This window comes from Rhodopseudomonas julia (genome assembly GCF_030813515.1).
Classification (GTDB): Bacteria; Pseudomonadota; Alphaproteobacteria; order Rhizobiales; family Afifellaceae; genus Afifella; species Afifella julia.
Map to the genome: position 1 here is coordinate 879,351 of NZ_JAUSUK010000001.1, position 24,954 is coordinate 904,304.

General features: G+C 64.8%; 28 protein-coding genes and 2 tRNA genes. 16 read left to right on the forward strand and 14 right to left on the reverse strand.

Annotation, left to right across the window (positions count from 1 at the left end):
• Positions 1 to 154 precede the first annotated feature (154 nt).
• Genes J2R99_RS04110 through uraH form a run of 8 tightly spaced genes read right to left on the reverse strand, consistent with a single transcriptional unit; the run spans position 155 to position 10,046 of the window.
• Positions 155 to 1,225 carry a BMP family ABC transporter substrate-binding protein gene (locus tag J2R99_RS04110; RefSeq protein WP_307154133.1) on the reverse strand — a complete coding sequence of 357 codons (1,071 nt, stop codon included), beginning with the start codon at positions 1,223 to 1,225 and terminating at the stop codon, positions 155 to 157.
• 57 nt (positions 1,226 to 1,282) lie between these two features.
• Positions 1,283 to 2,179 (reverse strand): ABC transporter permease, encoded by an 897-nt coding sequence (locus J2R99_RS04115; RefSeq protein WP_307154134.1) that lies wholly within the window; start codon positions 2,177 to 2,179, stop codon positions 1,283 to 1,285.
• A gap of 26 nt (positions 2,180 to 2,205) precedes the next feature.
• The gene (locus tag J2R99_RS04120) at positions 2,206 to 3,378 is read right to left on the reverse strand and encodes an ABC transporter permease (protein WP_307153209.1); all 1,173 of its coding nucleotides are present in this window, start codon (positions 3,376 to 3,378) and stop codon (positions 2,206 to 2,208) included.
• Positions 3,368 to 4,960 carry an ABC transporter ATP-binding protein gene (locus J2R99_RS04125; protein ID WP_307153210.1) on the reverse strand — a complete coding sequence of 531 codons (1,593 nt, stop codon included), beginning with the start codon at positions 4,958 to 4,960 and terminating at the stop codon, positions 3,368 to 3,370. The genes J2R99_RS04120 and J2R99_RS04125 overlap by 11 nt, the downstream gene beginning before the upstream one ends.
• Positions 4,923 to 5,816 carry a xanthine dehydrogenase accessory protein XdhC gene (gene xdhC, locus J2R99_RS04130; RefSeq protein ID WP_307153211.1) on the reverse strand — a complete coding sequence of 298 codons (894 nt, stop codon included), beginning with the start codon at positions 5,814 to 5,816 and terminating at the stop codon, positions 4,923 to 4,925. Before xdhC ends, J2R99_RS04125 begins: the two co-directional genes overlap by 38 nt.
• Positions 5,813 to 8,218 carry a xanthine dehydrogenase molybdopterin binding subunit gene (gene xdhB, locus J2R99_RS04135; protein ID WP_307153212.1) on the reverse strand — a complete coding sequence of 802 codons (2,406 nt, stop codon included), beginning with the start codon at positions 8,216 to 8,218 and terminating at the stop codon, positions 5,813 to 5,815. The genes xdhC and xdhB overlap by 4 nt, the downstream gene beginning before the upstream one ends.
• Positions 8,218 to 9,696 carry a xanthine dehydrogenase small subunit gene (gene xdhA / locus J2R99_RS04140; protein WP_307153213.1) on the reverse strand — a complete coding sequence of 493 codons (1,479 nt, stop codon included), beginning with the start codon at positions 9,694 to 9,696 and terminating at the stop codon, positions 8,218 to 8,220. The genes xdhB and xdhA overlap by 1 nt, the downstream gene beginning before the upstream one ends.
• Positions 9,696 to 10,046 carry a hydroxyisourate hydrolase gene (gene uraH, locus J2R99_RS04145; protein ID WP_307153214.1) on the reverse strand — a complete coding sequence of 117 codons (351 nt, stop codon included), beginning with the start codon at positions 10,044 to 10,046 and terminating at the stop codon, positions 9,696 to 9,698. Before uraH ends, xdhA begins: the two co-directional genes overlap by 1 nt.
• 293 nt (positions 10,047 to 10,339) lie before the next feature.
• Here uraH and puuE point away from each other — a divergent pair, with 293 nt between their 5' ends.
• From puuE to J2R99_RS04160, 3 genes are all read left to right on the forward strand, one after another.
• A complete protein-coding gene (gene puuE, locus J2R99_RS04150; RefSeq protein ID WP_307153215.1) occupies positions 10,340 to 11,776 on the forward strand; it encodes an allantoinase PuuE in 1,437 nt (478 codons plus the stop codon).
• Positions 11,777 to 11,916: 140 nt separating this feature from the next.
• On the forward strand, positions 11,917 to 12,333 hold the full coding sequence (locus tag J2R99_RS04155; RefSeq protein ID WP_307153216.1) for a dihydroneopterin aldolase: 417 nt from the start codon (positions 11,917 to 11,919) through the stop codon (positions 12,331 to 12,333).
• 39 nt (positions 12,334 to 12,372) lie between these two features.
• On the forward strand, positions 12,373 to 12,666 hold the full coding sequence (locus J2R99_RS04160) for a 4a-hydroxytetrahydrobiopterin dehydratase (RefSeq protein WP_307153217.1): 294 nt from the start codon (positions 12,373 to 12,375) through the stop codon (positions 12,664 to 12,666).
• 96 nt (positions 12,667 to 12,762) lie between these two features.
• Here J2R99_RS04160 and J2R99_RS04165 read toward each other — a convergent pair.
• Positions 12,763 to 12,837: transfer RNA gene (locus tag J2R99_RS04165), tRNA-Thr, on the reverse strand.
• Positions 12,838 to 13,232: 395 nt separating this feature from the next.
• On the opposite strand from J2R99_RS04165, the gene J2R99_RS04170 reads away from it, so the two are divergent.
• The 9 genes from J2R99_RS04170 (at position 13,233) to yacG (ending at position 18,825) form a co-directional block, all read left to right on the forward strand.
• On the forward strand, positions 13,233 to 13,409 hold the full coding sequence (locus J2R99_RS04170; RefSeq protein ID WP_307153218.1) for a hypothetical protein: 177 nt from the start codon (positions 13,233 to 13,235) through the stop codon (positions 13,407 to 13,409).
• Positions 13,410 to 13,457: 48 nt separating this feature from the next.
• Positions 13,458 to 14,747: a UDP-N-acetylglucosamine 1-carboxyvinyltransferase gene (murA, locus tag J2R99_RS04175; protein ID WP_307154135.1), complete on the forward strand. Its 1,290-nt coding sequence runs from the start codon at positions 13,458 to 13,460 to the stop codon at positions 14,745 to 14,747.
• A gap of 172 nt (positions 14,748 to 14,919) precedes the next feature.
• A complete protein-coding gene (locus tag J2R99_RS04180; protein ID WP_307153219.1) occupies positions 14,920 to 15,372 on the forward strand; it encodes a DUF2948 family protein in 453 nt (150 codons plus the stop codon).
• 19 nt (positions 15,373 to 15,391) lie between these two features.
• The gene (gene hisD, locus J2R99_RS04185; protein ID WP_307153220.1) at positions 15,392 to 16,684 is read left to right on the forward strand and encodes a histidinol dehydrogenase; all 1,293 of its coding nucleotides are present in this window, start codon (positions 15,392 to 15,394) and stop codon (positions 16,682 to 16,684) included.
• A 12-nt stretch (positions 16,685 to 16,696) separates the two neighbouring features.
• Positions 16,697 to 17,176: a UPF0262 family protein gene (locus J2R99_RS04190; protein WP_307153221.1), complete on the forward strand. Its 480-nt coding sequence runs from the start codon at positions 16,697 to 16,699 to the stop codon at positions 17,174 to 17,176.
• Positions 17,173 to 17,631 (forward strand): arsenate-mycothiol transferase ArsC, encoded by a 459-nt coding sequence (locus J2R99_RS04195; protein ID WP_370872323.1) that lies wholly within the window; start codon positions 17,173 to 17,175, stop codon positions 17,629 to 17,631. The genes J2R99_RS04190 and J2R99_RS04195 overlap by 4 nt, the downstream gene beginning before the upstream one ends.
• An 87-nt stretch (positions 17,632 to 17,718) precedes the next feature.
• Positions 17,719 to 17,937 (forward strand): translation initiation factor IF-1, encoded by a 219-nt coding sequence (infA, locus tag J2R99_RS04200; protein WP_028482718.1) that lies wholly within the window; start codon positions 17,719 to 17,721, stop codon positions 17,935 to 17,937.
• A gap of 55 nt (positions 17,938 to 17,992) precedes the next feature.
• On the forward strand, positions 17,993 to 18,631 hold the full coding sequence (locus J2R99_RS04205; protein ID WP_307153222.1) for a Maf-like protein: 639 nt from the start codon (positions 17,993 to 17,995) through the stop codon (positions 18,629 to 18,631).
• A complete protein-coding gene (gene yacG / locus J2R99_RS04210) occupies positions 18,628 to 18,825 on the forward strand; it encodes a DNA gyrase inhibitor YacG (RefSeq protein WP_307153223.1) in 198 nt (65 codons plus the stop codon). Before J2R99_RS04205 ends, yacG begins: the two co-directional genes overlap by 4 nt.
• Positions 18,826 to 18,891: 66 nt before the next feature.
• Here the strand turns inward: yacG and J2R99_RS04215 are convergent, their stop codons facing one another.
• Together J2R99_RS04215 and J2R99_RS04220 are read right to left on the reverse strand one after the other, a co-directional pair.
• Entirely contained in the window at positions 18,892 to 19,335 is a 444-nt protein-coding gene (locus tag J2R99_RS04215; protein WP_307153224.1) for a hypothetical protein, read from the reverse strand.
• Between the two features lie 346 nt (positions 19,336 to 19,681).
• Positions 19,682 to 19,924, reverse strand: a complete 243-nt coding sequence (locus J2R99_RS04220; protein WP_307153225.1) for a hypothetical protein — start codon at positions 19,922 to 19,924, stop codon at positions 19,682 to 19,684.
• A 221-nt stretch (positions 19,925 to 20,145) separates the two neighbouring features.
• On the opposite strand from J2R99_RS04220, the gene J2R99_RS04225 reads away from it, so the two are divergent.
• Positions 20,146 to 20,221, forward strand: a tRNA-Phe gene (locus J2R99_RS04225).
• Between the two features lie 189 nt (positions 20,222 to 20,410).
• Here the strand turns inward: J2R99_RS04225 and J2R99_RS04230 are convergent.
• Complete coding sequence (locus tag J2R99_RS04230) at positions 20,411 to 20,758, reverse strand: ArsC family reductase (protein ID WP_370872324.1); 348 nt, start codon at positions 20,756 to 20,758, stop codon at positions 20,411 to 20,413.
• Positions 20,759 to 21,131: 373 nt separating this feature from the next.
• Between J2R99_RS04230 and J2R99_RS04235 the strand changes: the two genes are divergently transcribed.
• From J2R99_RS04235 to J2R99_RS04245, 3 genes are read left to right on the forward strand one after another with little or no spacing between them, the layout of a single operon-like run.
• Positions 21,132 to 21,371, forward strand: coding sequence for a hypothetical protein (locus J2R99_RS04235; protein WP_307153227.1), 240 nt, complete (start codon positions 21,132 to 21,134; stop codon positions 21,369 to 21,371).
• 9 nt (positions 21,372 to 21,380) lie between these two features.
• Positions 21,381 to 21,635: a hypothetical protein gene (locus J2R99_RS04240; RefSeq protein WP_307153228.1), complete on the forward strand. Its 255-nt coding sequence runs from the start codon at positions 21,381 to 21,383 to the stop codon at positions 21,633 to 21,635.
• A gap of 4 nt (positions 21,636 to 21,639) precedes the next feature.
• On the forward strand, positions 21,640 to 22,794 hold the full coding sequence (locus tag J2R99_RS04245; protein WP_307153229.1) for a radical SAM protein: 1,155 nt from the start codon (positions 21,640 to 21,642) through the stop codon (positions 22,792 to 22,794).
• Between the two features lie 25 nt (positions 22,795 to 22,819).
• On the opposite strand, the gene J2R99_RS04250 is transcribed toward J2R99_RS04245, so the two are convergent.
• Complete coding sequence (locus J2R99_RS04250; protein WP_307153230.1) at positions 22,820 to 24,244, reverse strand: DUF763 domain-containing protein; 1,425 nt, start codon at positions 24,242 to 24,244, stop codon at positions 22,820 to 22,822.
• An 87-nt stretch (positions 24,245 to 24,331) separates the two neighbouring features.
• The gene (gene ybaK, locus J2R99_RS04255) at positions 24,332 to 24,805 is read right to left on the reverse strand and encodes a Cys-tRNA(Pro) deacylase (RefSeq protein WP_307153231.1); all 474 of its coding nucleotides are present in this window, start codon (positions 24,803 to 24,805) and stop codon (positions 24,332 to 24,334) included.
• Positions 24,806 to 24,954 lie beyond the last annotated feature (149 nt).

Here is a 24,954-nt window from a genome sequence, read left to right on the forward strand (position 1 = left end):
ATGGGCTCGATGCGAACCCGTCCCCATCCGCCACCGTCTCCCCAGGGGGAGGACGCAACGGAGCGCAGGGCAGCGCTCCGTCCTCATGCAAAAGCTGCAGGCGTCGCCTGCCGGCGAAGGCGGCCGGAAACCGCCTCCGCCCCGGAGATTTGGCTTAGCTCTGGACGCCCTTCACGTACCAGTCGAGCCCCAGGAGCTGCTCGTCCGGGATCGTGTCGCCTTCCGGCACCTTCACTTCTCCGGACTGGTCGGTGATCGGGCCGGAGAAGGGATGGATCTCGCCCGAGGCGATGCCGTTCTTCACCTTGTCGGCGGCTTCCTTCACGTCGGCCGGCATGATGTCGTTGTACGGCGCGATGCCGACGAGACCCTTCTCAATACCCCACCAGATGTTGCCCGGCGCCCATTCGCCGTCGAGCTGTTTCTGGATCTGGTCGATGTAATAGGGGCCCCAATTGTCGGTGATCGCCGTCAGATGCGCCTTCGGCGCGAAGTCGATCATGTTGGAGGCCTGGCCGAAGGCATAGACGCCGCGCTGCTCGGCGGCCTGCAGCGGCGCCGGGGAATCGGTGTGCTGGGAGATGATATCGCAGCCCTGGTCGATCAGCGCCTTGGCGGCATCGGCTTCCTTGGCCGGGTCGTACCAGGAATTCACCCACACGACCTGCGTGGTAAAGTCCGGATTGACCTTCTGCGCGGCGAGCGTGAAGGCGTTGATGCCACGCACCACTTCCGGGATCGGCACGGAGCCGACATAGCCCGCCTTGCCGGATTTCGACATCATGCCGGCGATGGTGCCGATGACGGCGCGGCCTTCATAGAAACGGGCATTGTAGATGCCGACATTGTCGGCCGTCTTGTAGCCGGTGGCGTGCTCGAAATGCACGTCCGGAAACTGCTTTGCGACCTTGATCGTCGGGTTCATGAAGCCGAAGGAGGTCGTGAAGATGAGCTTGTTGCCCTGCTGTGCGAGCTGGCGGATGACGCGTTCCGCATCCGGTCCCTCGGCGACGTTCTCGACGTAGTTCGTCTTGATCTTGTCGCCGAAATGCTCCTGCGCCTTCTTGCGCGCCTCGTCATGGGCGTGGCTCCAGCCGTAATCGCCGACCGGCCCGACATAGACGAAACCGACATTGAGCGGTCCGTCCTGGGCCGCGGCACGGCCGATCAGAGCGGGAAGAGCAAGGGTCGCGGCGCTGCCGACCAAGACCTGGCGCCTATTCATTCTACTCATTGACAAAACTCCCTGGTGTTCACGAGGTGCGGGATCAGAAAACCGCGCTCAACCGGTGGCGCGGAAGGGTTTGCCGAGACAGGCCGGAGCCGCATTGCGGCGGCCGGACGGCGCGATCGAAATCAAGGTCAGGACCACGATGGTCGCAAGATAAGGCAGCATCGCCAGAAATTCCGGCGGCACGATATTGATGCCGGCGGCCTTGGCATGCAGCTCGAGCGTCATCACCGCGCCGAAGAGATAGGCGCCGCCCAAAAGCCGGAGCGGCCGCCAGGAGGCGAAGACGACGAGCGCCAGCGCGATCCATCCGCGCCCAGCCGTCAGCCGGTCGGCCCACATCGGCGTCATCACCAGCGAGTAATAGGCGCCGCCGAGCCCGGCCATGGCGCCGCCGAAGGCGACCGCGAGATAGCGCACGCGGATGACCGAATAGCCGATCGAATGCGCCGCCTCGTCGCTTTCCCCGATCGCCCGCAGGATGAGGCCGGCACGCGAGCGCCGCAAAAACCAGGCGACGAGCACGGTCATGATCAGCGAGATGTAGACGAGCGGCGAATAGCCGAAGAGGACGCGCCCGATCGGATCGTCGGCGAGCGCGGCGGGGAAGATATGCTCGAGCCCGCTCACCGTGCGGCCGACGAAATTCTGCCCGATGAGGGAAGAAAGGCCGATACCGAAGATCGTCAGCGCGAGCCCGGTCGCGACCTGATTGGCGGTCAGGGTCAGCGTCAGAAACGCAAAAATCATCGAGGCGGCGGCCCCCGCCGCCATCGCGGCGACGAGCCCGAGCGATGCGCTGCCGGTCGTAAAGGTCACGCCGAAGGCGGTAACGGCGCCGATCAGCATCATGCCTTCGAGGCCGAGATTGAGCACACCGCTCTTTTCCACGACGAGCTCGCCGAGCGCCGCCAGAAGGATCGGCGTCGCCGCGCCGACGAGGGTCATGATGATCGAAATGAAGATCGCCGTCGTCACGCGCTGAGGCTTTCTCTGTGCTTGTCGAGGGGAGTGGATGACGTGCGAACGCCTTCGTCCGCCTGCCTTATGTGCGGATGGCGCGCCTCAGCCGGGCGGCTGAGATCGGCGGGCATCACCACCCGCAGGCGGTAGCGCACGAGAATGTCGACCGCGAGCAGGAAGAACAGCATCATCGCCTGAAACATGCCGGTCGCCGCATAGGGAAGCCCCAGTGCCGTCTGGGCGTTCTCGCCGCCGACATAGGACACGGCCAGGACCATGCCCGCAAGCACGATGCCGAGCGGATGCAGGCGCCCGAGAAAGGCGACGATGATCGCGGTGAAGCCGTAATTGACGGAAAACTGCGGCGTCATCTGCTGAAACGGACCCGCCGCTTCGAAAATGCCGGCAAGGCCGGCGAAGGCGCCGGAGGTCAGAAGCGTCAGCCAGACCGTGCCGCGGGCGGAAAAGCCGCCATAGCGCGCCGCCTGCGGGGCGAGGCCCACGACCCGCACCTGAAAGCCCGTCACCGTGCGCGACAGGACGACCCAGACGACGATCGCCAGGAAGAAAGCGACGGGGACGCCGAGATGCACGAGGGTGCCCTGCACGACGGTCGGCAGCGTCTGCCATTCGGAGAAAAGGCGCGTCTGCGGAAAGCCGTAGCCTTCCGGATCGCGCCAGGGGCCGCGCATCAGATAATAGAGAAGCTGCACCGCCACATAGGTCAGCATCAGGCTGGTCAGGATCTCGTTGACGTTGAAGCGCGTCTTCAGAAATGCCGGGATCGCGGCCCAGAGGAGACCGCCGAGAATCCCCGCCGCGACCATCGCCGGCAGGATCCAGTAGCCTTCCATGTCCCAGGTGGCGAGCGCCACACCCGTGCCGGCGAGCGCGCCGACGATATACTGGCCCTCCGCGCCGATGTTCCAGACATTGGCCCGAAAGCCGATGGCAAGACCGAGCGCGATGGTGATGAGCGGCGCCGCCTTCACGAAGAGGTCCTGCCAGCGATAGGGATCGGCGATCGGTGCGACGAAGATCTGATAGATCGCCGCCAGCCCGTCATAGCCCATGAGCGAAAAGATCAGGATACCCGCAAGGACAGTGAGCGCGACGGCGAGAACCGGCGTCCCGTAGAGCATCGCCCGGCTCGCCTCGCGGCGCGGCTCCAGCCTAAGCCGCATGAACTTGCTCCTCGCGGGGCCCATGGCGCGGCCCGCCGCCGTCGCCGCCACTCCCGGCGGCATCCTCGCCATGCATGCCGCCCATCAACAGGCCCACTCTTTCGATCGAAATCCCTTCCACATTGAGCATGTCCGACAAGACGCCGCCATTGATGACGGCGATGCGATCGCACAACGCCAGAAGCTCGTCGAGGTCCTGGCTGATCAGGAGGATCGCCGAGCCGGCGGCGGCAAGATCGACGAGCGCCTGGTGGATGGCAGCCGCCGCGCCCGCATCGACGCCCCAGGTCGGCTGCGAGACGATGAGGACGTCCGGCTTTTGCAGGATCTCGCGGCCCATGATGAATTTCTGCAGATTGCCGCCGGACAGGCTCGCCGCCGGCGCGCGCGGCCCCGTCGCCTTTACGTCGAAGGCCGCAATCACCTGTTCGGCGTATTTCTCCGCCGCCCCATAGCGGATGAAGCCGTGGCTCGCCAGTTCCATGCGGTGGCGCGCCGTCAACACGGCATTGTCGGTGAGTGAACAGGCCGGAACGGCGCCATGGCCGTTGCGCTCTTCCGGCACGGAGCACATGCCGTCGCGCCGCCTGTCGCCGACATGGGCGGCGATGGAGGGCACCCCGTCGAGAAAGATGTTGCCGCTTTCCGCACCCTCGATCTCGCCGACGAGAGCCGCCAGCAATTCGTTCTGGCCGTTGCCGGCGACGCCCGCGATCCCCACGACCTCGCCGGCGCGCACCGAGAGATTGATGTCTTTCAGGGGAACGCCGAAGGGCCCCTCGCCCGGCGCAGAAAGATGCGTGACGCGCAGCCTTTCCGGGCCGAAGTCGGTGCCGGGCTTGCGGCTCACGTCGCGCAGCGAGGCGCCGATCATCATCTCGGCCATGGATCTCGCCGATTCCTCGCGCGGGTCGCAGGTGGCGACGACCTGCCCGCCCCGCAGGATCGTGGCGGTGTCGCAGAGCGCCTGAATCTCGTTGAGCTTGTGGGAGATATAAAGGATCGAGCAGCCTTCCGCGGCCAGCCGGCGCAAGGTCTCGAAAAGCCGTTCCACCTCCTGCGGCGTCAACACCGAGGTCGGCTCGTCCATGATCAGAAGTTTCGGCGATTGCAGGAGCGAGCGCACGATCTCGATGCGCTGCCGCTCGCCCACCGACAGAGTGTGCACTTCGCGGTTCGGATCGAGCGGCAGATCATAGGTCTTGAGGATCTCGCCGACGCGCTGCTGCAACTCGCGCCAGCTGAAGGAATGGTCGAGGCCGAGGGCGATGTTTTCCAGAACCGTCATCGCCTCGAACAGCGAGAAATGCTGAAAGACCATGCCGATGCCGAGGCGCCGCGCGGCCTTGGGGTTGGCGATCGAAACAGGTTTGCCGTCCCACAGCACCCGGCCTTCGTCGGCCTGCAGGACGCCGTAGATGATCTTGACGAGCGTCGATTTGCCCGCCCCGTTCTCCCCCAAGAGCGCGTGGATCTCGCCCGGCGCGACGGAGAAGCTCACATCATCATTGGCGAGAACGCCCGGAAAACGCTTGGTAATACCTTCAAGCGCGAGCCGTGGCGGTGTGCCTTCCGTCGCCATGTCTTTCCCTGCATGTCCGTGTGGCTATCTCATCCGCCTGCACGGATGGCCGTTTTTCCAACAAGCAGACCGTCACCTCCGCCGCGACGAGCGCGGCAATCACAGGCGGCCTCTTGTCCTTCAAGGTTCTGCTTCCGATCGGCAGGATCAGCCGGTCCACATTGGCGCGCGCGAGGCCTTCCCCGCAAGCCCAGCGCTCGAACTGTGCCCGTTTCGTTTTCGATCCGATCATTCCGGTATAGGCAAAATCGCCGCGTTTCAGTGCGGCATAGGCGACGGCAAAATCGAGCGCATGGCTGTGCGTGGCGATGACCGCGGCCGATCCCGCCGGCGCTTCGGCGATGACGGCCTCCAGAAGCGCCGTCCAGAAGGTCTCCACGCCTTCTGGCAATGCGGCAAGCATTTCCTCGCGTGGATCGACGATGGTCGTGTGGAAAGGGAGCGGTGCCAGCGCCGCAGCGAGCGCCCGGCCGACATGGCCCGCCCCGAACACGAAGACGCTCCGGCAGGATGCACGCTCGGCCGCCTCACGCGCCTCGATATCCGCAGCAAGCTGCCGGTCGACGCGCCGGAAGGAAAGACCGACGCGACCGCCGCAGCACTGGCCAAGATCGGGGCCGAGCGGAACATCACGCTCTTCGGAGCCCCGCTCGCCCGCCAGCATCCTGCGGGCTTCGGCGAGCGCCTCATATTCCAGAACGCCGCCGCCGATCGTGCCGGCGAAATCCGCCTCCGTCACCAGCATCGCCGCCCCCGCGTCGCGCGGCGTTGAACCTTTCGCCTCGTCGACTTCGACGAGGATCGCCGGCCGGCCTTCGTCGAGCGCGGCGCGCATCTTGGGGCCGAGCCCGCTCATGCGGCCGTCTCTCCCGCCGCCTGCCGGCGCACATCTTCCACGGCAAAGAGAATGCGTTCAGGCGTCGCCGGCGCGTCGAGATCAGGGAAGACCTTGTAATCGGAGGCCGCCGAAACCGCGTCCGCGAGTGCCGAGAAAACGGAAATCGCCAGCATCAAGGGCGGCTCGCCGACGGCCTTGGAGCGATAAATCGTCTCCACCTGGCTCTCGCCCTTCTCCCAGATCTTGATGCGCATATCGTCCGGGCGATCGTTCGCCGTCGGGATCTTATAGGTCGAGGGCGCATGCGTGGTGAGCTCGCCTTTGCCGTTCCAGCAGAGCTCCTCCGTCGTCAACCAGCCCATGCCTTGAATGAAGCCGCCTTCGATCTGGCCCATATCGACGGCCGGATTGAGCGAGCGGCCGACCTCATGAAGGATATCGACGCGCAAGACCTTGTTCTCGCCGGTCAACGTGTCGATCGCGACCTCCGAACAGGCAGCGCCATAGGCGAAATAGAAGAAGGGGTGGCCCGTCGCCGTCTCGCGGTCATAGGTGATGCCGGGCGTTGCATAGAAGCCCGTCGCCGACAGCGAGATGCGGGCGAGATAGGCCTCTTCCACGAGTTCGGCGAAGCTCATCTCCTCGTCGCCGATCTGAACCCGGTTCGGCCGAAAGACGATTTTTTCGCGCGGCACCCCGTACGCCTCGGCCGCAAAGGCGATCAGCCGCTCCTTGATGGTGCGGGCCGCCGCCTGCGCCGCCATGCCATTGACATCAGAGCCGGAGGAGGCCGCCGTCGCCGAGGTGTTCGGCACCTTGTCGGTGCGCGTTGAAGTGATCTTCACCTTCGCAAGGTCGATCTGGAACTCCTCCGCCACCACCTGCGCGACCTTGACGAAGAGCCCCTGCCCCATCTCCGTGCCGCCATGATTGAGCATGACGGAGCCGTCCTTGTAGACATGGACGAGGGCGCCGGCCTGGTTGAGATGCCGGGTCGTGAAGGAAATACCGAATTTGACCGGCGTCAGAGCGAGCCCCTTCTTCACCATCGGGCTCGTGGCGTTGAAGGCGCGAACCGCCTCACGCCGCGCGCGGTAGTCGGAGCTTTTTTCGAGCTCCTCAACCATCTCGGCGATGACACTGTCCGTCACCTCCATATGATAGGGCGTGATGCCGCCCCCCGCCGCCGGATAGAAATTCGCCTTGCGGATATCGAGCGGGTCCTTGCCGAGCGCGAAGGCGATCTTCTCGATCATACGCTCCGTCGCCACCATGCCCTGCGGCCCGCCGAAACCGCGAAAGGCGGTGTTCGACACCGTATGCGTCTTCATGCGCCGCGAGCGGATGCGCGCCGCGTTCAAGGCATAGGCGTTGTCGGCGTGAAACATCGCCCGATCGGCAATCGCGCCTGAAAGATCCGCGGAATAGCCGCAGCGCATCGCCTGGTCGAAGGCCGCGCCGGCAATGCGCCCCTCGCCGTCGAAGCCCACCTCGTAATCGATGAGAAAATCGTGCCTTTTGCCGGTCATGACCATGTCGTCGTCGCGGTCGAGGCGGAGTTTGGCGGGCCTGCCGGTCTTCGCTGCGACAAGTGCTGCGATCGCGGCAAACAGCGCCGGCTGGCTTTCCTTGCCGCCGAAGCCGCCGCCCATGCGCCGGACCTCGATCGTCACGGCATGGTCGGAGAGACCCAGCACCTTCGCCACGTTGTGCTGCACTTCGCTCGGATGCTGGGTGGAGGAATGCACGGTGATGTCGCTATCCTCGCCCGGCAGCGCATAGGCGATCTGACCTTCGAGATAGAAATGATCCTGGCCGCCGACGCGCACGCGGCCTGAAACTCTGTGTGGAGCTTGTGCGAGCACGCCGTCGCAATCGCCGAGCCGCATTTCGTGCGGCGGCAGAAGATCCGCACCGGCTTCGAGCGCCTCGTCGAGCGTGATCACCGCGTCGCGGTCCTCGTAGACGATCTCCGCTCTGCCGGCCGCTGCACGCGCCAGCGCCAGCGTCTCGGCCGCGACCGCAAAAATCGACTGGCCGTGATATTCGACGATCTTGTCGGCAAAGACCGGATCGTCGCCGAAGACCGGGCTTGCATCGTTTTCACCCGGAATGTCGGCGGCCGTCAGCACGCAGGCGACGCCATGGGCGGCACGCACCTTTTCAAGATCCACCTTCTTGATCTCGGCATGGGCGCAGTCGCTCATCGCCACATAGATGTGCAACGTGCCCGGCAATTCGGCCATGTCGTCGATGTAGCGGGCCTCGCCCGAGACGTGCCTGGCTCCGCTGTCATGCGGCTCGGGCCGGGCAACGCCGCCCGCAATCGCATCCTGTCCCTCGTGCCGCGCCGCCGCATGCGGCCTCGCCTGGCGCGCCGTGCCGGCGACGCCGCGATCCTGGATGAGGTTTTCATCCATCAGGCAAGCTCCAGGACGCTGTGCACGCGCTCTCCGTCACCGGTTCGATCCATGGAAAACCGGAGGAGCAAATTCTGCGCCACTTTCAACCGGTAGGCGGCGGAGGCGCGCATATCGTCAAGCGGCGTGAAATCCTCCGCAAGGGCCGCGGCGGCCTTCTGAAACGCGGTGTCGCCGAAACGCTCGCCGATGAGGGCCGCCTCGGCCTTCGCCGCGCGTTTGGGCGTGGCCGCCATGCCGCCGAAGGCGAGCCTTGCCGCGACGATCTTCTCGTCGTCGAGGTCGACACGGAAGGCGCCCATCACGGCGGAAATATCCTGATCGAAGCGTTTGGATATCTTGTAGCAGCCGAAGCGTGCATTCTCCGGCAGCTTGTCGATCACCAGCTTTTCCACGAATTCGCCGCGCCTGCGGTCCTGGCGGCCATAGGCGAGGAAGAAGTCTTCAAGCGGCAAGTTGCGGCTTTCGTCGCGCCGGCGCAGATAAAGACGGCACCCAAGCGCCATCAACGCGGGCGGCAGATCGCCGATCGGCGAGCCGTTGGCGATGTTGCCGCCGACCGTGCCGGTATTGCGGATCTGCACGGAGGCGAAGCGACGCATCAGCTCGCCGAGATCCGCATGGAGCACTCCGAGCCGCTCCGCCGCCCGGCGATGCGACACGGCCGCGCCGAACGAGAGCGCATCCGCCGTATCGGAAATCTCCTGGAGCTCTTCGACACGGGTGACGTCGATCACCGTCTGCAGAAACCGCCGCTTCTTCGTCACCCAGAGCCCGACATCGGTCGCGCCCGCAACCAGCACGGCCTCGGGATAGCCGGAATAGGTGACGGCGAGTTCGTCGATGGAGCGCGGCGTGAACCAGCGCTGCTCGCGGCCCGTCTCGTCGCGATACGAAATGCGCAGCATGGCGCCATTGTCGAGCGCACGGAGTTTCGCAGCCGTCTCCGCCGCCTCGGGCCGTTCCGTGCCGCGACCATGACCGCCATCCTTCAGCGCGGTGACGCCCGCATCGATGATCGGCCCATACCCTGTGCAGCGGCAGAGATTGCCGGCGATCCAGTCCTTCACCTCCTGGCGGCTTGCCGCCTCGCCGGTCAGAAAGCCCGCATAGAGTTGCATGACGAAACCCGGCGTGCAGAAGCCGCATTGCGAGCCGTGATGCTCGACCATGGCCTGCTGCACCGGATGGAGGCTGCCGTCGTCACGTTTCAGATGTTCCACGGTGAGAAGCTGGCGACCGTGCAGCGACGGCAGGAACTGGATGCAGGAATTGACGCTGCGATAGGCCATACCGCCCGTCTCGTCCGGTTCACCCAGAACCACGGTGCAGGCGCCGCAATCGCCCTCCGCGCAGCCTTCCTTGGTGCCCGGCAGACGCTCCTCCCGGCGCAGATATTCGAGGATCGTCTCCGTCGGCGGGCGATCCGTGACACGGCGAGGCTCGTCGCCGAGAAGAAAGCAGATCGCCTTGCCCATCAGCTCCCCCGATAGGTGGAATAGCCATAGGGCGAGACGAGAAGCGGCACATGGTAATGCGCCTCTTCATCGGCGAGGCCGAAGCGCACCGGCACCACGTCGAGAAAGGCCGGATCGGGCAGATCGACGCCGCTCCCGCGAAAATAATCGCCCACGTGAAAGAGAAGCTCGTAGCGCCCCGCCTTGAAATCGGCGCCTTCGAGAAGCGGCGCGCCGCAGCGCCCGTCATCGTTCGTGTGCATCTCGCGGAGTCTTTCGCCCGCCGCATCGAACAGCTCGATCCTGAGGCCCGAGGCGGGACGGCCGGTGGCCGTATCCAGGACATGCGTGGTCAAACGGCCTTGGCTCATGCACACTCCGCGCGATCTTGTCTGCCCCTCTGCCCAAAGGTGCGCCACAGCCATTCTTTGCACAACCCCCTCGCGCGACGCCGCCCGCTGTCCGCGTGCCACAGACTTCGTGAGGCGCGCTTCAGGACAGCGAAAAGCGCGCCTTGATCCCGCATCTGACCTGCGATTGGCCGCAAGAGCCCTCGCGAGCGGATTGACGGGCCATCGCCCCGGGGTGCAAACGCAAAGGCCCGCGCGGCAAGCCCTTCGCCGACGGCAGGCCATCTCAGGCAAGAGCCTACGGATTTGACATCATGACCAGTTCCAACCGTTACCCTCGCGATCTTCTTGGTTACGGGCGCACGCCACCCAAGGCGAACTGGCCTCAAGAGGCCGCGATCGCGGTCCAGTTCGTGGTCAATTACGAAGAGGGCGGCGAAAACGCGCTTCTTCATGGCGACGACGCCTCGGAAGCCTTCCTTTCCGACATCGTCGGCGCACAGCCCTGGCCCGGCCAGCGCCACATGAACATGGAATCGCATTACGAATACGGCTCGCGCGCCGGCTTCTGGCGGCTGTGGCGGCTGTTCAGCCAACGCCAGGTGCCGGTCACCGTCTTCGGCGTCGCGACCGCGCTCGCCCGCAATCCTGAAGCCGTCGCCGCCATGCAGGAGGCCGATTGGGAGATCGCCTCGCACGGCTACAAATGGATCGACTACAAGGATTTTTCCGCCGCCGACGAGCGCGCGCATATGGAAAAGGCGATCGCGCTGCATCGGGCCGCGACCGGCGAACGCCCGCTCGGCTGGTATACGGGCCGTTCCTCGGAGCATTCGGCCAGGCTTGCGATGGAGGAAGGGGGTTTCGTCTATTCCTCCGATTCCTATGCCGACGACCTCCCCTATTGGGTGGAGGGGGATAAGGGCCCGCATCTCATCGTGCCCTACACGCTCGAAGCCAACGACATGCGCTTCGTCGCCGCGCAAGGTTTCGGCTCGGGCACCGATTTCTTCACCTATCTCAAGGACGCCTTCGACACGTTGCGCGCGGAAGGGCTCGCAGGAGAGCCCAAAATGCTGTCGATCGGCCTGCATTGCCGGCTTGCCGGGCGGCCCGGCCGGTTGGCCGCGCTCAAGCGCTTCCTCGGCTATATCGAAAGCCTTCAGGATGTGTGGATCGCGCGGCGCATCGACATCGCCCGCCACTGGCATATCCACCACCCGCCGCATGGTTTCGTGCGGCCGAGCCAGATGGGCCGCGAGGCCTTCATGATGCGCTTCGGAGGCGTCTTCGAATGCTCGCCCTGGGTCGCCAAGCGCACCTATAAGAGCGAGCTCGGACCGGCGCATGACACGGCGCGCGGCCTCTTCGGCGCGATGGCGGCCGCCTTCCGTTCGGCCAGCGAAGAAAAACGCCTCTCGGTGCTCGAAGCCCATCCCGATCTCGCCGGAAAGCTCGCCGAGGCGCATGCCCTCACCGATGCCTCCACCGCCGAACAGGCCTCCGCCGGGCTCGATCAGCTCGATGCCGGAGAACGCGAGCATTTCCGCGATCTCAACCGGCGCTACCGGGAGAAATTCGGCTTCCCCTTCATCATGGCCGTCAAGGGGCGCAATAAGGACGAGATCCGCACCGCCTTCGAAGACCGCCTCGCCCATGACCGGGAGAGGGAATTTGCCACCGCCTGCCGCGAGGTGGAAAAGATCGCTCTCCTGCGCCTTCAAGACATGCTGCCGGAGCGGCAGGCATGAGCCTGGTCGCGGCCTCCTCATCCACCTTTGTCCACAGCGCCATGCTTGGGCGCGTTCTGTGGAGCTTTTCAAGAATTTGGCGGTTAAAGACCTGCCTGGCGGGAGCCGCCGTTCCCGCAATCTCCTAAGGATCTGTGACGATGTGGTCCAAGGCCGAAGACATGTTGCGGCTTGCCGCGCACGAAGGCGCCGACATCGTCTTCGTGTCGGAATACGTTCTGCCGGTGCGCATCGGCGCCTATCAGCGCGAGCGGCACGGGCCGCAAAAGGTGCGCTTCGACATGACGGTCGCGACCCGGCCGCGCGCGGCACCGCCTGCCGGTGAACCGGTGAAGCTCGAAGACGTTCTCTCTTATGATGCCTTGACGGATGCGATCGAAACCATCGTCGCCGAAGGGCATTTCGACCTGGTAGAGACCCTGGCGGAGAAAATCGCCGCCCGGATCCTTGAAGAGCCACTTGCCGAGATCGTCGCGCTTCGGGTGGAAAAGCTCGAATTGGAAAAGGCGCGCGCCGGCACCACGATCATCCGCCGCAAGGGGACGCCTGGCGCATAGGACGCTGAGGGCACCCGCGGCCAGCCGAGGGAGCCGTTCATGGCCGAAACCCACCGCTTCTCAGATCACGACGCCACCGCACAAGCCAAGACCCGCCTGCCGGAATGGCGCGTCGAAGACGGCTATCTTTGCCGCAGCTACAAGCGGAAAGACTTCGCCGAAAGCCTGCTTTCCGCCAATGCCATCGGCTATTTCGCCGAGGCGGTCGACCACCATCCGGACCTCACCGTCAAATACGGCAAACTCGACGTGGCACTGCGCACCCACGACGCCGATTCCCTCACCGAAAAGGATTTCGCGCTCGCGGAGAAGATCGAGGGATTGCTGGGATAGCCGTCGCGAGGCGGATTTCTTGTCGGACACATGCCGGCGGTCCATCGGCCGCTGGCACAGAGCCAAGCCGTCATCTCTTTTCCGAAACACGAAAAATGGTGCCGCAGGGGAGGATTGAACTCCCGACCTCACCCTTACCAAGGGTGCGCTCTACCACTGAGCTACTGCGGCTTGCGGTGACCGTGCCGTCCAAAAGGCGCCCGCAAGGCGTCCCGGACCGGCGCAACCGTTCCTCAGGCGCCCGGTCCATGCCACAAGCGCCCGCGCCATGCAACTGCCGAGGCGCGCAATCTCGCGCTTGAGGCAAGCTCGACACAGGCCAGCAGCCCTGCCTGGGCGATTTCGACCCGAGGCAACGCCCCTTGCCCCGCCTTCCGAGCACCGGTTCAACGGGTCCGTCTCTGCAGCATCGGTGTCGCCGGCCCCTGTTACAGGCGTCTGGCACGCCCCCTGTTGCGACAAGGACACGCAGGCCCGCATCCTCTCTGTCCACCCCGCCCGAGCCTCGTTTTCGCCCGATTGCAACTGGACTTCCTTGCATGCGGCAGCTCGTCTATGAAGGATCGATGCGGGGCGCAAAACCGGACAAGAACGACGCGCGAGACGCGGCGCGCAAGGCGCGCGAGCAAAGGCTCGCCGAGGCGCTGAGGGCGAATCTGAAACGACGCAAGGAGAAGGCCCGCGCGGCAAGCGACGGGTCTGCGGCGGATCGATCTGCGGACGCGGGTTCCGACGAGACATAAGCGGCGAAGCGGGACAAACCCGGGCGAAAGGCCGCAAGAGGAGCATTGATGGATTGTATTCGCATTCGTGGCGGCAATCGCCTGAACGGGACGATCCCGATTTCAGGCGCGAAGAACGCCACCCTGCCCTTGATGATCGCAAGCCTCCTCACCCGGGAGACGCTGACGCTCAAGAACGTGCCGAATCTTGCCGACGTATCCCTGCTGAAGCGCATTCTCGGCAATCACGGCGTCGATCACACGGTGCGCGGCAAACGCTCCGTGCATGAGGTCGTGGCCGGCGAGACGGTCGAGCTCTCCGCCCGCGATATCGTCGACACGACGGCGCCTTATGAACTCGTGTCGCGCATGCGCGCCTCGTTCTGGGTCATCGGCCCGCTCTTGGCCCGCATGGGCGAAGCGCGCGTGTCGCTGCCCGGCGGCTGCGCCATCGGCACGCGCCCGGTCGATTTCTATCTGCACGGGCTGCAGGCGCTCGGTGCGGAACTTTCCGTCGAAGGCGGCTATGTTGAGGCGCGCGCCCCGAAGGGCCTCATCGGCGGACGCGTGATCTTTCCGCGCGTCTCGGTCGGCGCCACGCATACGGTGATGATGGCGGCAGCTCTCGCCAAAGGCGAAACCGTCATCGAAAACGCCGCACGCGAGCCGGAAGTCGTCGATCTCGCCGAATGCCTCATGAAGATGGGCGCGCAGATCGAAGGCGCCGGCACCCGCGAAATCCACATCGAGGGCGTGTCGTCGCTCTCCGCCGCCGAGCATTCGGTGCTTCCCGACCGTATCGAAACGGGCACCTATGCCATGGCGGTGGCGGCGACCGGCGGCGAGGTCACCTTGACCGGCGCGCGTCCCGACCTCCTGCGTGCCGCACTCGACACGCTCGTCGACGCCGGTATCGAGATCGCGGAGACCAACGAAGGCATCCGCGTGGCGCGCAATGGCGGCCCCCTCAAGGCCGTGGAAGTCACCACCCAGCCCTTCCCGGGCTTCCCGACCGACCTGCAGGCGCAGCTCATGGCCTTGATGGCGCGGGCGGAAGGAACCTCCCACATCACCGAAACGATCTTCGAAAATCGCTTCATGCATGTGCAGGAATTGTCGCGGCTCGGGGCCGATATCCGCCTCGACGGACAGACGGCGACCATCCGGGGCGTGGAAAAGCTCACCGGGGCGCAGGTGATGGCGACGGATCTCCGTGCCTCCGTCTCGCTCGTCATCGGCGGTCTTGCGGCGGAAGGCGAGACGACGGTCAACCGCGTCTACCATCTCGATCGCGGCTTTGAACGCCTCGAAGAGAAGCTCTCCGCCTGCGGCGCCGAGATCGAACGCGTCCGCGCCTGAGGCATCCTGGACCGGTTCGCGCCTTGCCCTCACCGCGGCGAGGCCCTAGAGCCTAAAAGGGAGTTTTCGACCGGCATTCCGATGACGGGACGGCAGGCGCAAGTCTGCCGCTCTCCAGGATCGGCGCGGTCACAACTGAAGCGGCCAATAAGGTCAGATCGGGAAGGGGTTCATGGCTTCGAGCGGTCGTCTGCGTCTCATGGCAATGGACGAGGAAGATCTGCAGATCATCTCCGCGCATGTTCAGGATGCGGTGGTGAAGGTCGGCGACATCAAATGGCTGCCGCACGAAAAGCGCATCCTCCTCCCGATGAATCGCTTCGCCTGGGAGGCGGCGCCCGAGCGACGGGCCTTTTCGCGGCTCTTCGAACGGCGGCGCTCCGTCCTGCATTTCGAACGCGTCGAAGAGGCGAAGAGCTTCGGCATCGACCGTGACGATGGCGAACGCGTCCTGTCGCTGCTTGCCGTGCAGTTCGCTCCGACCGCAGCTCCGGCCGGCGAGGTGAGCCTCGTCTTTGCCGGCGATGCGGCCATCAAGCTCAAGGTCGAATGCTGCGAAGCGCGGCTTGCCGATCTCGGCCCCGCCTGGTCGACGCCGCGCCAGCCGCGTCACATGACCTCCTAAAGATTGCGGGGCTCGCTTCATGGCGCTCAGACTTTCCACCACAGATGCCGATTTCGAGGCGCGCTTTGCCACGTTCCTCGCCACCAAGCGCGAGATGGCCGCAGAGGTCGACGAGACCGTGCGCGACATCATCGCCGATGTGCGTGCTCGCGGTGACGAGGCGCTCGCCGAGCTGACGGCGCGCTTTGACAAGGTCGATGTCAAAAGCCGCGGCATCGCCATCACCCGCGAGGAGATCGAGCGCGCGGTCGATGACTGCCCGAAAGACGTGCTCGACGCCCTGACGCTCGCCCGCGACCGGCTCAAGGCCGGCCAGGAGCGCCTGATGCCGCGCGACACGCGCCATGAAGACGCGCTCGGCGTCACGCTCGGCACGCGCTGGACGGCCGTCGATTCCGCCGGCCTTTACGTGCCCGGTGGCACGGCCGCCTATCCGAGTTCGGTGATCATGAATGCGGTGCCGGCGAAGGTCGCCGGCGTTACGCGGCTCGCCATGACGGTGCCGACGCCCGACGGCGTCTTCAATCCGCTCGTGCTCGTTGCGGCCGAACTTGCCGGCGTCGACGAGATCTACCGCGTCGGCGGGGCGCAGGCGATCGCGGCTCTCGCCTACGGCACGGAAACGATCAGGCCCGTCTCCATCATCGTCGGCCCCGGCAATGCCTATGTCGCGGCCGCCAAGAGGCGCGTCTTCGGCACGGTCGGCATCGACATGATCGCCGGGCCGTCCGAAATCCTCGTCATCGCCGATGCCGAAAACGATCCGGCCTGGCTCGCGGCCGACCTTCTGTCGCAGGCCGAGCACGACAAGGTGGCGCAATCGATCCTTGTCACAGACGATCAGGCCTTCGGCGAAGCCGTCGCCCGGGAAGTCGACCGCCAGGCAGCACTCCTGCCGCGCCGCGAGATCGCCGAGGCGAGCTGGCGCGATTTCGGCGCCGTCATCACGGTCAAGCATTTCGACGAAGCGGCAGAGCTCGCCAACCGCATCGCGGCGGAGCATCTGGAGATCGCCATCGACAATCCGGAGCGGCTTCTACCGCAGATCCGCCATGCCGGCGCGATCTTCCTCGGGCGCTTCACGCCGGAAGTGATCGGCGATTATGTCGGTGGCTCCAACCATGTCCTGCCGACGGGGCGCTCGGCGCGCTTCTCCTCAGGGCTGTCGGTGCTCGATTTCATGAAGCGCAGCTCCATCCTCTCCTGCCCGCCTTCGGCGCTTTCCGATCTCGGCCCGGCCGCGATCGCGCTGGCGCGTGCGGAGGGCCTGGAGGCGCATGCGCGCGCGCTCACCATCCGCATGAATCGGTGAGGCGGCTGGGCGATGACGAATGCGGTGCAGAAGAACCGGCTCGTCGCTGTCCATCTGGATGAATCGATCGGGCGCGGCCCGCCCGATATCGAGCACGAGCGCGCCGTCGCCATCTTCGATCTGATCGACGAGAATTCCTTCGCCCCCGTCTGCAAGGAGGAAGGCCCCTATAAGCTCAATCTCGCCATCGCCGAACGCCGCCTCATCTTCGACATCCGCAAGGAAGACGAAACGCCGGTGATGACGCACATTCTGTCGCTGTCGCCGTTCCGCAAGATCGTCAAAGACTATTTCGTCATCTGCGAAAGCTATTACGACGCCATCAAGAGCGGCTCGCCCAGGCGCATCGAAGCGATCGATATGGGTCGTCGCGGGGTGCATGACGAAGGCTCCCGCCTCCTCCAGGAGCGCCTGAAAGGCAAGATCGAGGTCGACTTCGACACGGCACGCCGCCTGTTCACGCTGGTCTGCGTGCTGCACTGGCGGGGCTGACCCCCGTGGCGGCGCAGGCGTCGAGACAGCCGGCTTCGATCCTTTTCCTGTGCGGACGCAATGCTGTGCGCTCGCCGATCGCGGAGACCCTGGCACGCGAGGCGCTCGGACCCCATATCTATGTCGCGTCTGCCGGGGTCATGCCCGGGCGGCGCGATCCTTTCGTGGATGCCGTTCTGGCCGAGAAGGGGCTGGCGCTCAGCCAGTCGCGGCCGAAGAGCCTGGCGGAGCTGGAAGATCTCAATTTCGATCTTGCCATCACGCTGTCGCCGGAAGCGCATCACCAGGCCCTGGAGCTGACGCGTACGCTCGCGATCGACGTCCAATATTGGCCGACGCCGGACCCGACACAGGCCACCGGCAGCCGCGAACAGATCCTCACCGCCTACCGCGAACTGCGGGACAGGCTTGCCCGAAACATCGCGCAGAGGCTGGTTCAACCCCGAAAGGGCTGACGAAAGCTGCCTCGACCCCTTAAGAACCGGTTCACACGCTGAAACGTTTGGGGTACGTATCCTCGCCAATCTAACCCAAGGTGATTGATGGCCAAAGAAGAGGTTTTGGAATTTCCCGGTGTCGTCACTGAGCTTTTGCCCAACGCCACCTTCCGAGTGAAGCTGGAAAACGACCACGAGATTATTGCCCACACCGCCGGGCGTATGCGCAAAAACCGCATCCGCGTGCTCGCCGGTGACAAGGTGCTTGTCGAGATGACGCCCTACGATTTGACCAAAGGGCGCATCACATACCGCTACAAATAGCCCGCTGCGGACGGCCTCAGGGCCCCCGCGCGCAGGATTTAAGCCGCCACGGCCAATGAACCGCCACAAGCAACCCCCCGCCCCCCTTGTGCTCGCCTCCGGCTCGCCGCGACGCCTGGCGCTGTTGGATCAGATCGGCATCACACCCGATCGCCTTCTGCCCGCCGGCATCGAAGAAACGCCGGAACGCAAGGAATTGCCGCGCTCCATGGCGCGGCGGCTGGCGCGCACCAAGGCGGAGGTGGCGGCCCGGGCCGCCAGACGCGACCCGGCGCTCGAAGGCGCTTATGTGCTTGCCGCCGACACGGTTGTGGCGGTCGGTCGGCGGATTCTGCCAAAGCCGGAAGTGACGGACGAAGCGGCGGCCTGCCTCAGGCTCCTGTCGGGGCGGGCGCATCGTGTCTATACGGCGATCTGTCTTCTGACGCCGAAAGGTGCGACGCGTCAGAAGCTCGTCGAAAGCCGCGTGCGCTTCAAACGTCTGTCGCGCAGCGAGATCGAAATCTACCTCGCTTCGGGCGAATGGCAGGGCAAAGCCGGTGGCTACGCCATCCAGGGCCGCGCCGGGGCCTTCGTCGTGAAACTCATCGGCTCTTATTCCAATGTCGTCGGTCTGCCGCTGTTTGAGACGATGAACCTTCTCGCCGGTGAGCATTTCGACGTCTACGAACGCTGGACGGAGCCTGCGGCATGAGCGCACGTCTCAACCGACCACCCAGCCGCACCACCCCACGCTGCCCGATCTGCGGCAAGCCGGCGAGCGCGGAGGACACGCCCTTCTGCTCGTCCCGCTGTCGCGATGTCGATCTCAACCGCTGGCTCGGCGGAGCCTATCGCATTCCGGGCGAGCCCGTGCGGGAAACCGGGGACAGCGAAGAAGACGAGTAAGGCCGAGGTGCTTTAGGCTCAGGCTGATTTAAAGGCTCTATCCCACCAATAGGACGAGCGAGCGGATCAGCCGGCGGCAAAGCCCACATGGGCGTCCATCTTGCCGGCGCGTGGCTCGACCGCGAACGAGTGGACCATACGCCCGTGCCGTTTCGCCAGGCGATCGCTGGCGCGTTTGGCAAGCTCGCTCGCACGCTCCAGCTTGTAGCCGAAACGCCCGTCATCCATGCCGCAGGGTACGAGGTCGCGGAAAATCAGCCGTTCCAGCTCGCCGGCGCGCAAATCGCTGAGCGCGTAGTCGAGCGCGAGGATCAGATCCTCTTCCGCCTGCGATCCGCCCACGAAGTCGGAGACCACCACCTCGCCGCAGCCAGTCTTTTCGAGGCGGACAAAGAAGAACGCGTCGCCGTCCGCCGTGACCTTCACGGAGAATGCGTCGGCCGTGACGCTGAAGACGGACCGCTCCGTATTTTCAACTTCTTTCGGTACAGCGAATAGATGCGCCGCCATTGCCCCGTCTTCCGCTCAAGGATTTGTTAACGTTATGCGGGGCTTCGCCGGCAATTTCAACGCCACCTGCCGGGCGGGAGTTCGACGACCTCACGCAAGAGGCGACTGTCTCAGGAAAACGCACATCTTAGAAGCGATCTGAAAAAAAGCGCAGTTCGTTGAAAAGGCGAAGGGTCTCGTTTCACCCTTGCATCTGCTCTTGCCCCGCCGAAGTGGGGCGGCGGCCGATCACCAGGTGCGACGAATTCTCCCGCGAACCGGTTTTTTCTGTGGGAAGTGCCGCGAATTTCGCCGATTCCGCGTCGCGCGAACCGAGCATCTTGGAAAGAAACCGGTGTCACGGGGCTCAGCTTCGCGCCGGCTCCGGCTCGCATTTCGCGCGATTGAAGGGATCGAGGCCCGGCTGCCCGTCGAGCGAACGCAAAAGCTCGACGGTTTCCATGACCGTTTGGAGATCGACACCCGGCAGAGATACGACGAGGCCTCGCGGCCTCCGCGCCCTCGTCTCGGCCCCCGGCCCCTCGCGGCTCGACCTGCTGCGGCCAGCCCCTCCGGCCGCCGCGTATTTTAGCTTTGCGAGATCGCCCATCGCTTCGCTGCCCCCTTGCTCTTTCCTTGCAGGCAGCGGCGTAAAATTAGCTTTAAGGGCGGGCCGTAGGGCTCGGGCAAAAGCGCGCCGAAGGCGCGGCGACAACGATCCACGTCTTAAAGCGGCAGACGGCTGGACAGCGGCGGCGACGTCTCCTATAAGGCCGATCGCTTCGGGCTGATCGCCCAAGCCGCCGGAGGCGTCTCGCCTCGCCCGGCCATGCCCAGGTAGCTCAGTTGGTAGAGCAGCGGACTGAAAATCCGCGTGTCGGTGGTTCGAATCCGCCCCTGGGCACCATTTTCCCGCAAATCGTCATCGAGACCCGCCGCACATTATCTGCGACATGGACCGCATCTGCGGCATGGACCGCGTGAAACGGGTCTCGGGCAGACGCTCGGCGGCGATCCGTATCGGCGCCGCGACGACCGCCTCCGCGCAAAAACGCCTGAGGAGAGAGGCCCCCGGCCCTCGCATCCCGCACATCTCTCACCCGAAGGCTTTTTCGTATTCCTCCGGCTTGAAGCCGACGAGAAGCGCGTCGGGCGCCTCCAGAACCGGGCGTTTGATCATCGAGGGCTGGTCCAGCATCAGCGCGATCGCTTTCTCGCGGTCGAGATCCGCCTTCTTCTCCTCCGGCAGCTTGCGAAACGTCGTGCCGGCGCGGTTCAGGAGCTTTTCCCAGCCGGCCCTATCCGCCCAGCCCTGAAGCCGCACCTCGTCGATGCCGGCCGTCTTGTAATCGTGGAAGGCGTAATCGACCTGACGTTCGTCGAGCCAGGCACGCGCCTTCTTCATCGTCGTGCAGTTCTTGATGCCGTAGATCGTGGTCAAAATCGTCATCTCCGCTTGCCTGCGCCTTTGATAGCGTATGCCGCCGGCAACGGAAGCCCTCGCGCGGGCCGGCGATCGGGCCGCACAGCCACGCCCAGACGAGGTGTCGGACCACATTTCGGAGAAACTTCGCCTTCTCGCGAGTGTCTCCACCCGCAAAACGGCATATTCATTCGAATCGTTCAGATTCAATCCATCCCGCTACATGTTCTACAACCCCTCGTATCTATTATTATTTCTAGAGAAATTGATTTTCTGATTCTGATCATCGCAAATCACCTTCTGCGCTCAAACGCCACAAGCAACTTTCCCCGAATTGTGTCGAAACGCGATTGCGCCAATACTCTCTACAGCGACACGGCAGAGGGAGGCCGGCGTGAAACTCAGCGAAAACGAGATCTACGAGCTCGTGCGCGCCAAGGCGACGCTCGATCTCATCCTCGGGGGCCACGATGTCGGCCCCGACGAGCCGGTCCGGGCGGACGATTCCAAGCGCTGTTACAATTGCAGCAGCGACTGCATCAGCTCCTGCCAGGGAAGTTGTTCGGGCGAATGCTCGAAATCTTGCGCCAGCACCTGTTCATCGGGCTGCGATACTGTCGTTTCGAACAAGTGAGGCTCAACGATGCACAAGACCATCGAAATCTCCGAGGCCGAGCTTGAGGAATTGCGGCAGGCGAGCCGTGTCCTGGAAAAAGTGCTCGGGGCGCGGATGGAAGCGCTGGTGGAAGCCTCCCACCCGGTGACGAAAGGATGCCAGGGCTGCAGCGGTGCCTGCGAAGGCACCTGCGCCGGCAGCTGCGCGGGAAGTTGCAAGGGCGGCTGCAAAGGTTCCTGCAACGCGATCTGCTCGACCGTGTGCACCATGCTCGGCTCGTGACGCCATGAAAGAAGCCGATCTCGACACGCGCACGCTCCAGCTCGTCACCACGGAGCGCTGCAATCTCAAATGCCGCTATTGCTTCGAGCAGGTGAAGCGCAACCGCGACATGCCGGTCGCGACGGCGCTGGCCAAGGTCGAAAAATATCTCACCCTCGATGATGGCTTCGACGGGCTCCTCATTGATTTCTTCGGCGGCGAGCCGCTTTTGCGCTTCGAGCTCATTCGCGAGGTCGTCGATTTCGTCCATTCCCGGCCCTGGCCGAAACGACATCACTTCAATGTCGGCACCAACCTGACCCTGCTCGACGAGGACAAGAAGGCGTGGCTTGCGCATCATCGCGGCTGCCTCACCGTCAGCACCAGTCTCGACGGCACCAAGCGCGCGCATGATTTCAACCGCTGGGAATCCTACGACGACGTGGTGCGCCACGTCCCCTTCTTGCGCGAGAACTGGCCGGACCAGCCGGTGAAGATGACGATCGGTGCCGACATGATCGAGGAGGTGGCGGCCGGCATCATCGAGATTCTCGAAATGGGGCTTTTCGTGGAGGCCAATGTCGTCTTCGAAAATGTGTGGGGCGAAGGCGCGGAGCGACAAGCGAAGCTTGCGACCTTCTCCCACCAGCTCGACGAGCTCGTCGCCTATTTCACCCGCCATCCGGAGCTGTCGCCGCCGCGCTTCGTCGATCTCGGCATTGCCGCTCTTCCGGGTCTCGCCCCCGGTGAAAACCGCAAATGGTGCGGCACTGGGCGCTACATGGTCGCTGTCGATGTCGATGGCGTCGAATATCCCTGCCATCGCTTCACGCCTTACGCCTCCAACCACGCGGCCGAGCGGCACGCGCGCGAAGGCTTCGGCGCGCCCGTCACCGATTGCAGCGCCTGCCCCGTGGTCGCCGTCTGTCCGACCTGCCATGCCTACAATTGGGAGGTGACCGGCGACGAGGACAAGCGCGTCGGCTATCACTGCGACTTCATCCGTCTCCAGTTTCACGCCACCGCGCGCCTGCAATATAACCGCAACCGGGCCGCCATCCGGCAACTCGCAAAAGGCGAGATCGACGAGACGGTCGATCCTGCCGAACTCGCTGCCCTCGGCCGGCTCATCAAGGGGATCGCCCTCGTCCAGGAAAAGCTGCCGCTGCCGACGATCTGATCTGGCGGAGCGGACGTCCCCCAGATCAGGCGGAGCGCTTTGAGCCGCCCCGGCCCGGAACGGCTGTAAAAAGATCGGCGGAGAAAAGATCGCCGGCAAAGGGATCGTCTGCCGGAGGCCTCGGTTTGCAGCCGCGCACGGGCTTGTCCGTGGACGCGGCTTGCCTCTTTGGCGTCTTTGGCGTCTTGAGCTTCTCGTGCTGCTGCGTCGCCGCCTGCACCTCGCTTTCCCAGCCGAAGATGCTGCGCCCGCCATAGGCGACCGCATGGCGCATCTCTTCGCCGGTATATTCGGCAAGCGTCGGGCCGTCCGCCACGGTTTCGAGCCGCCTTGCCTCGCGGTCGAGGCGCTTGATCGCATCGAGCTTGTCGTCCTGGCCGAGCTTTGCCCGATCGACGGCCCGCCGCATGACGCGGATCGTCTCGTCATAGACTTTTGTGGGCACCGGAAAGGGATGCCGGTCCTTGCCGCCATGGGCGAGCGAGAAGCGGGCCGGGTCGGTGAAGCGGCAGGGCGCGCCATGCATCACTTCCGCGACCATGGCGAGCGAGCGGACCGTGCGGGCACCGACGCCCGGCGTCAGGAGCAGCTCGGAAAAATCCTGCGGCCCGCATTCGGCGGCGGCGGCGAGCGCCCCATGCAGGCGCCGGCTCACCACGTCCTTGGGGCGCACATCGTGGTGCGCGGGCATCGTCAGATGTGGCAGAAGCGGCGCCTCTTCCTCCGGCGCGGGCTCGGGCCTGCCGTCGAGGGCGGCAAATTCGCGAACGATGCCGGTGACGCCGACATCGCGCAGAAGATCGATCTGGCGCTCGCGCGAGGCGGCCGCGCGATGGTCGGCGAGATTGACGATTCTGCCCTGATTGCGGCCTTCGATCGCCGCATGCGGCGCATCGACGAAACTTGTCAGATCTTCCGACAGCCAGTGATAGCGGCGGGCAAGCCGCGTCTCGCCGTTCATCCCCTGCTGGATCACCACCCATTTGCCATCATCGGTGACGATGAAACCGTGCAGATAGAGGTCGAATCCGTCCTGCAGCGCGGCGCTGTCGACCTTGGCGACGAGGCGGCTCGCGCGGGCAAGCGCCGTCCCGTCGAAACCGACACGTCCGCCGATCGAAACGAGTTCGTCGGGGGTCTTGCGCGAATGCCGGCCGCGCCCGCCGCAGACATGCAGCCCGAGCTCGCCCGAGAGCGGCGCGAGACCGCGCTTCAAGGCACCGATCACGGAGGTGGTGATGCCGGAAGAATGCCAGTCCATGCCCATGACGGCGCCGAAGGACTGAAACCAGAAGGGATGGGAAAGGCGGCGCAGGAATTCGTCGCGGCCGTAATGGTGGACGATCGCCTCCGTCATCACCGTGCCGAGCGCCGTCATCCTTTGCCCGAGCCAGGCCGGGACACGGCCATTGTGAAGCGGCAGATCGGCACTGCCGGCGCGTCGGACCATCAAAGGCTCCGTCAGGAACGAAAGAGGAACTTATCTAGCATGTGGGCCGCGGCGTGCCTACCGCCTCATCCCGCAACTGGAACGCGCTCAGGCAATCAGCGACACCGCCTTGGCGCCAAGGGCTTTGAGCGCATCGGCGGGGGCAAGCTCCACCATGACGCCGCGCTGGCCGCCATTGATGATGACCTCTTCATGCGCCAGCGCCGCCTCTTCGATCGCGGCCGGCACCTTGCGCTTCTGACCGAAGGGGCTGATGCCGCCGACATGAAAGCCGGTCAGCCGCTCCGCCGCCTCCGGCTTCATCATCTCCGCATGCTTGCCGCCGAAGGCCGCCGCGACCTTCTTCATGCTGAGCTCGCGGTCGGAGGGAATGACGGTGCAGACGGGCTTGCCATCGACCTCCACCATCAGCGTCTTCAGGACGCGCTCGGGAGCCGCACCGATCGCCTCGGCCGCCTGCAGGCCGATGCGGGCCGCATCGGGATGATATTCGTAAAGATGCACGGAGAAGGCGACGCCCGCCCGCTTCAGGGCCAGCGTCGCCTGGGTGGTCTTGGACATGCGCTTTCTATAATCCCTCCGCAGGGCTCAGTCAGCACCATCGAGACCCTACGAAGGGACATAGCTGCAAGGCTTGCGAGAGGCGCCCGGCTGGTGGATAGGGCGGGGTCCGAGGCGTCAGACATCGCGGCCCAGGCAATCTCCGCGCC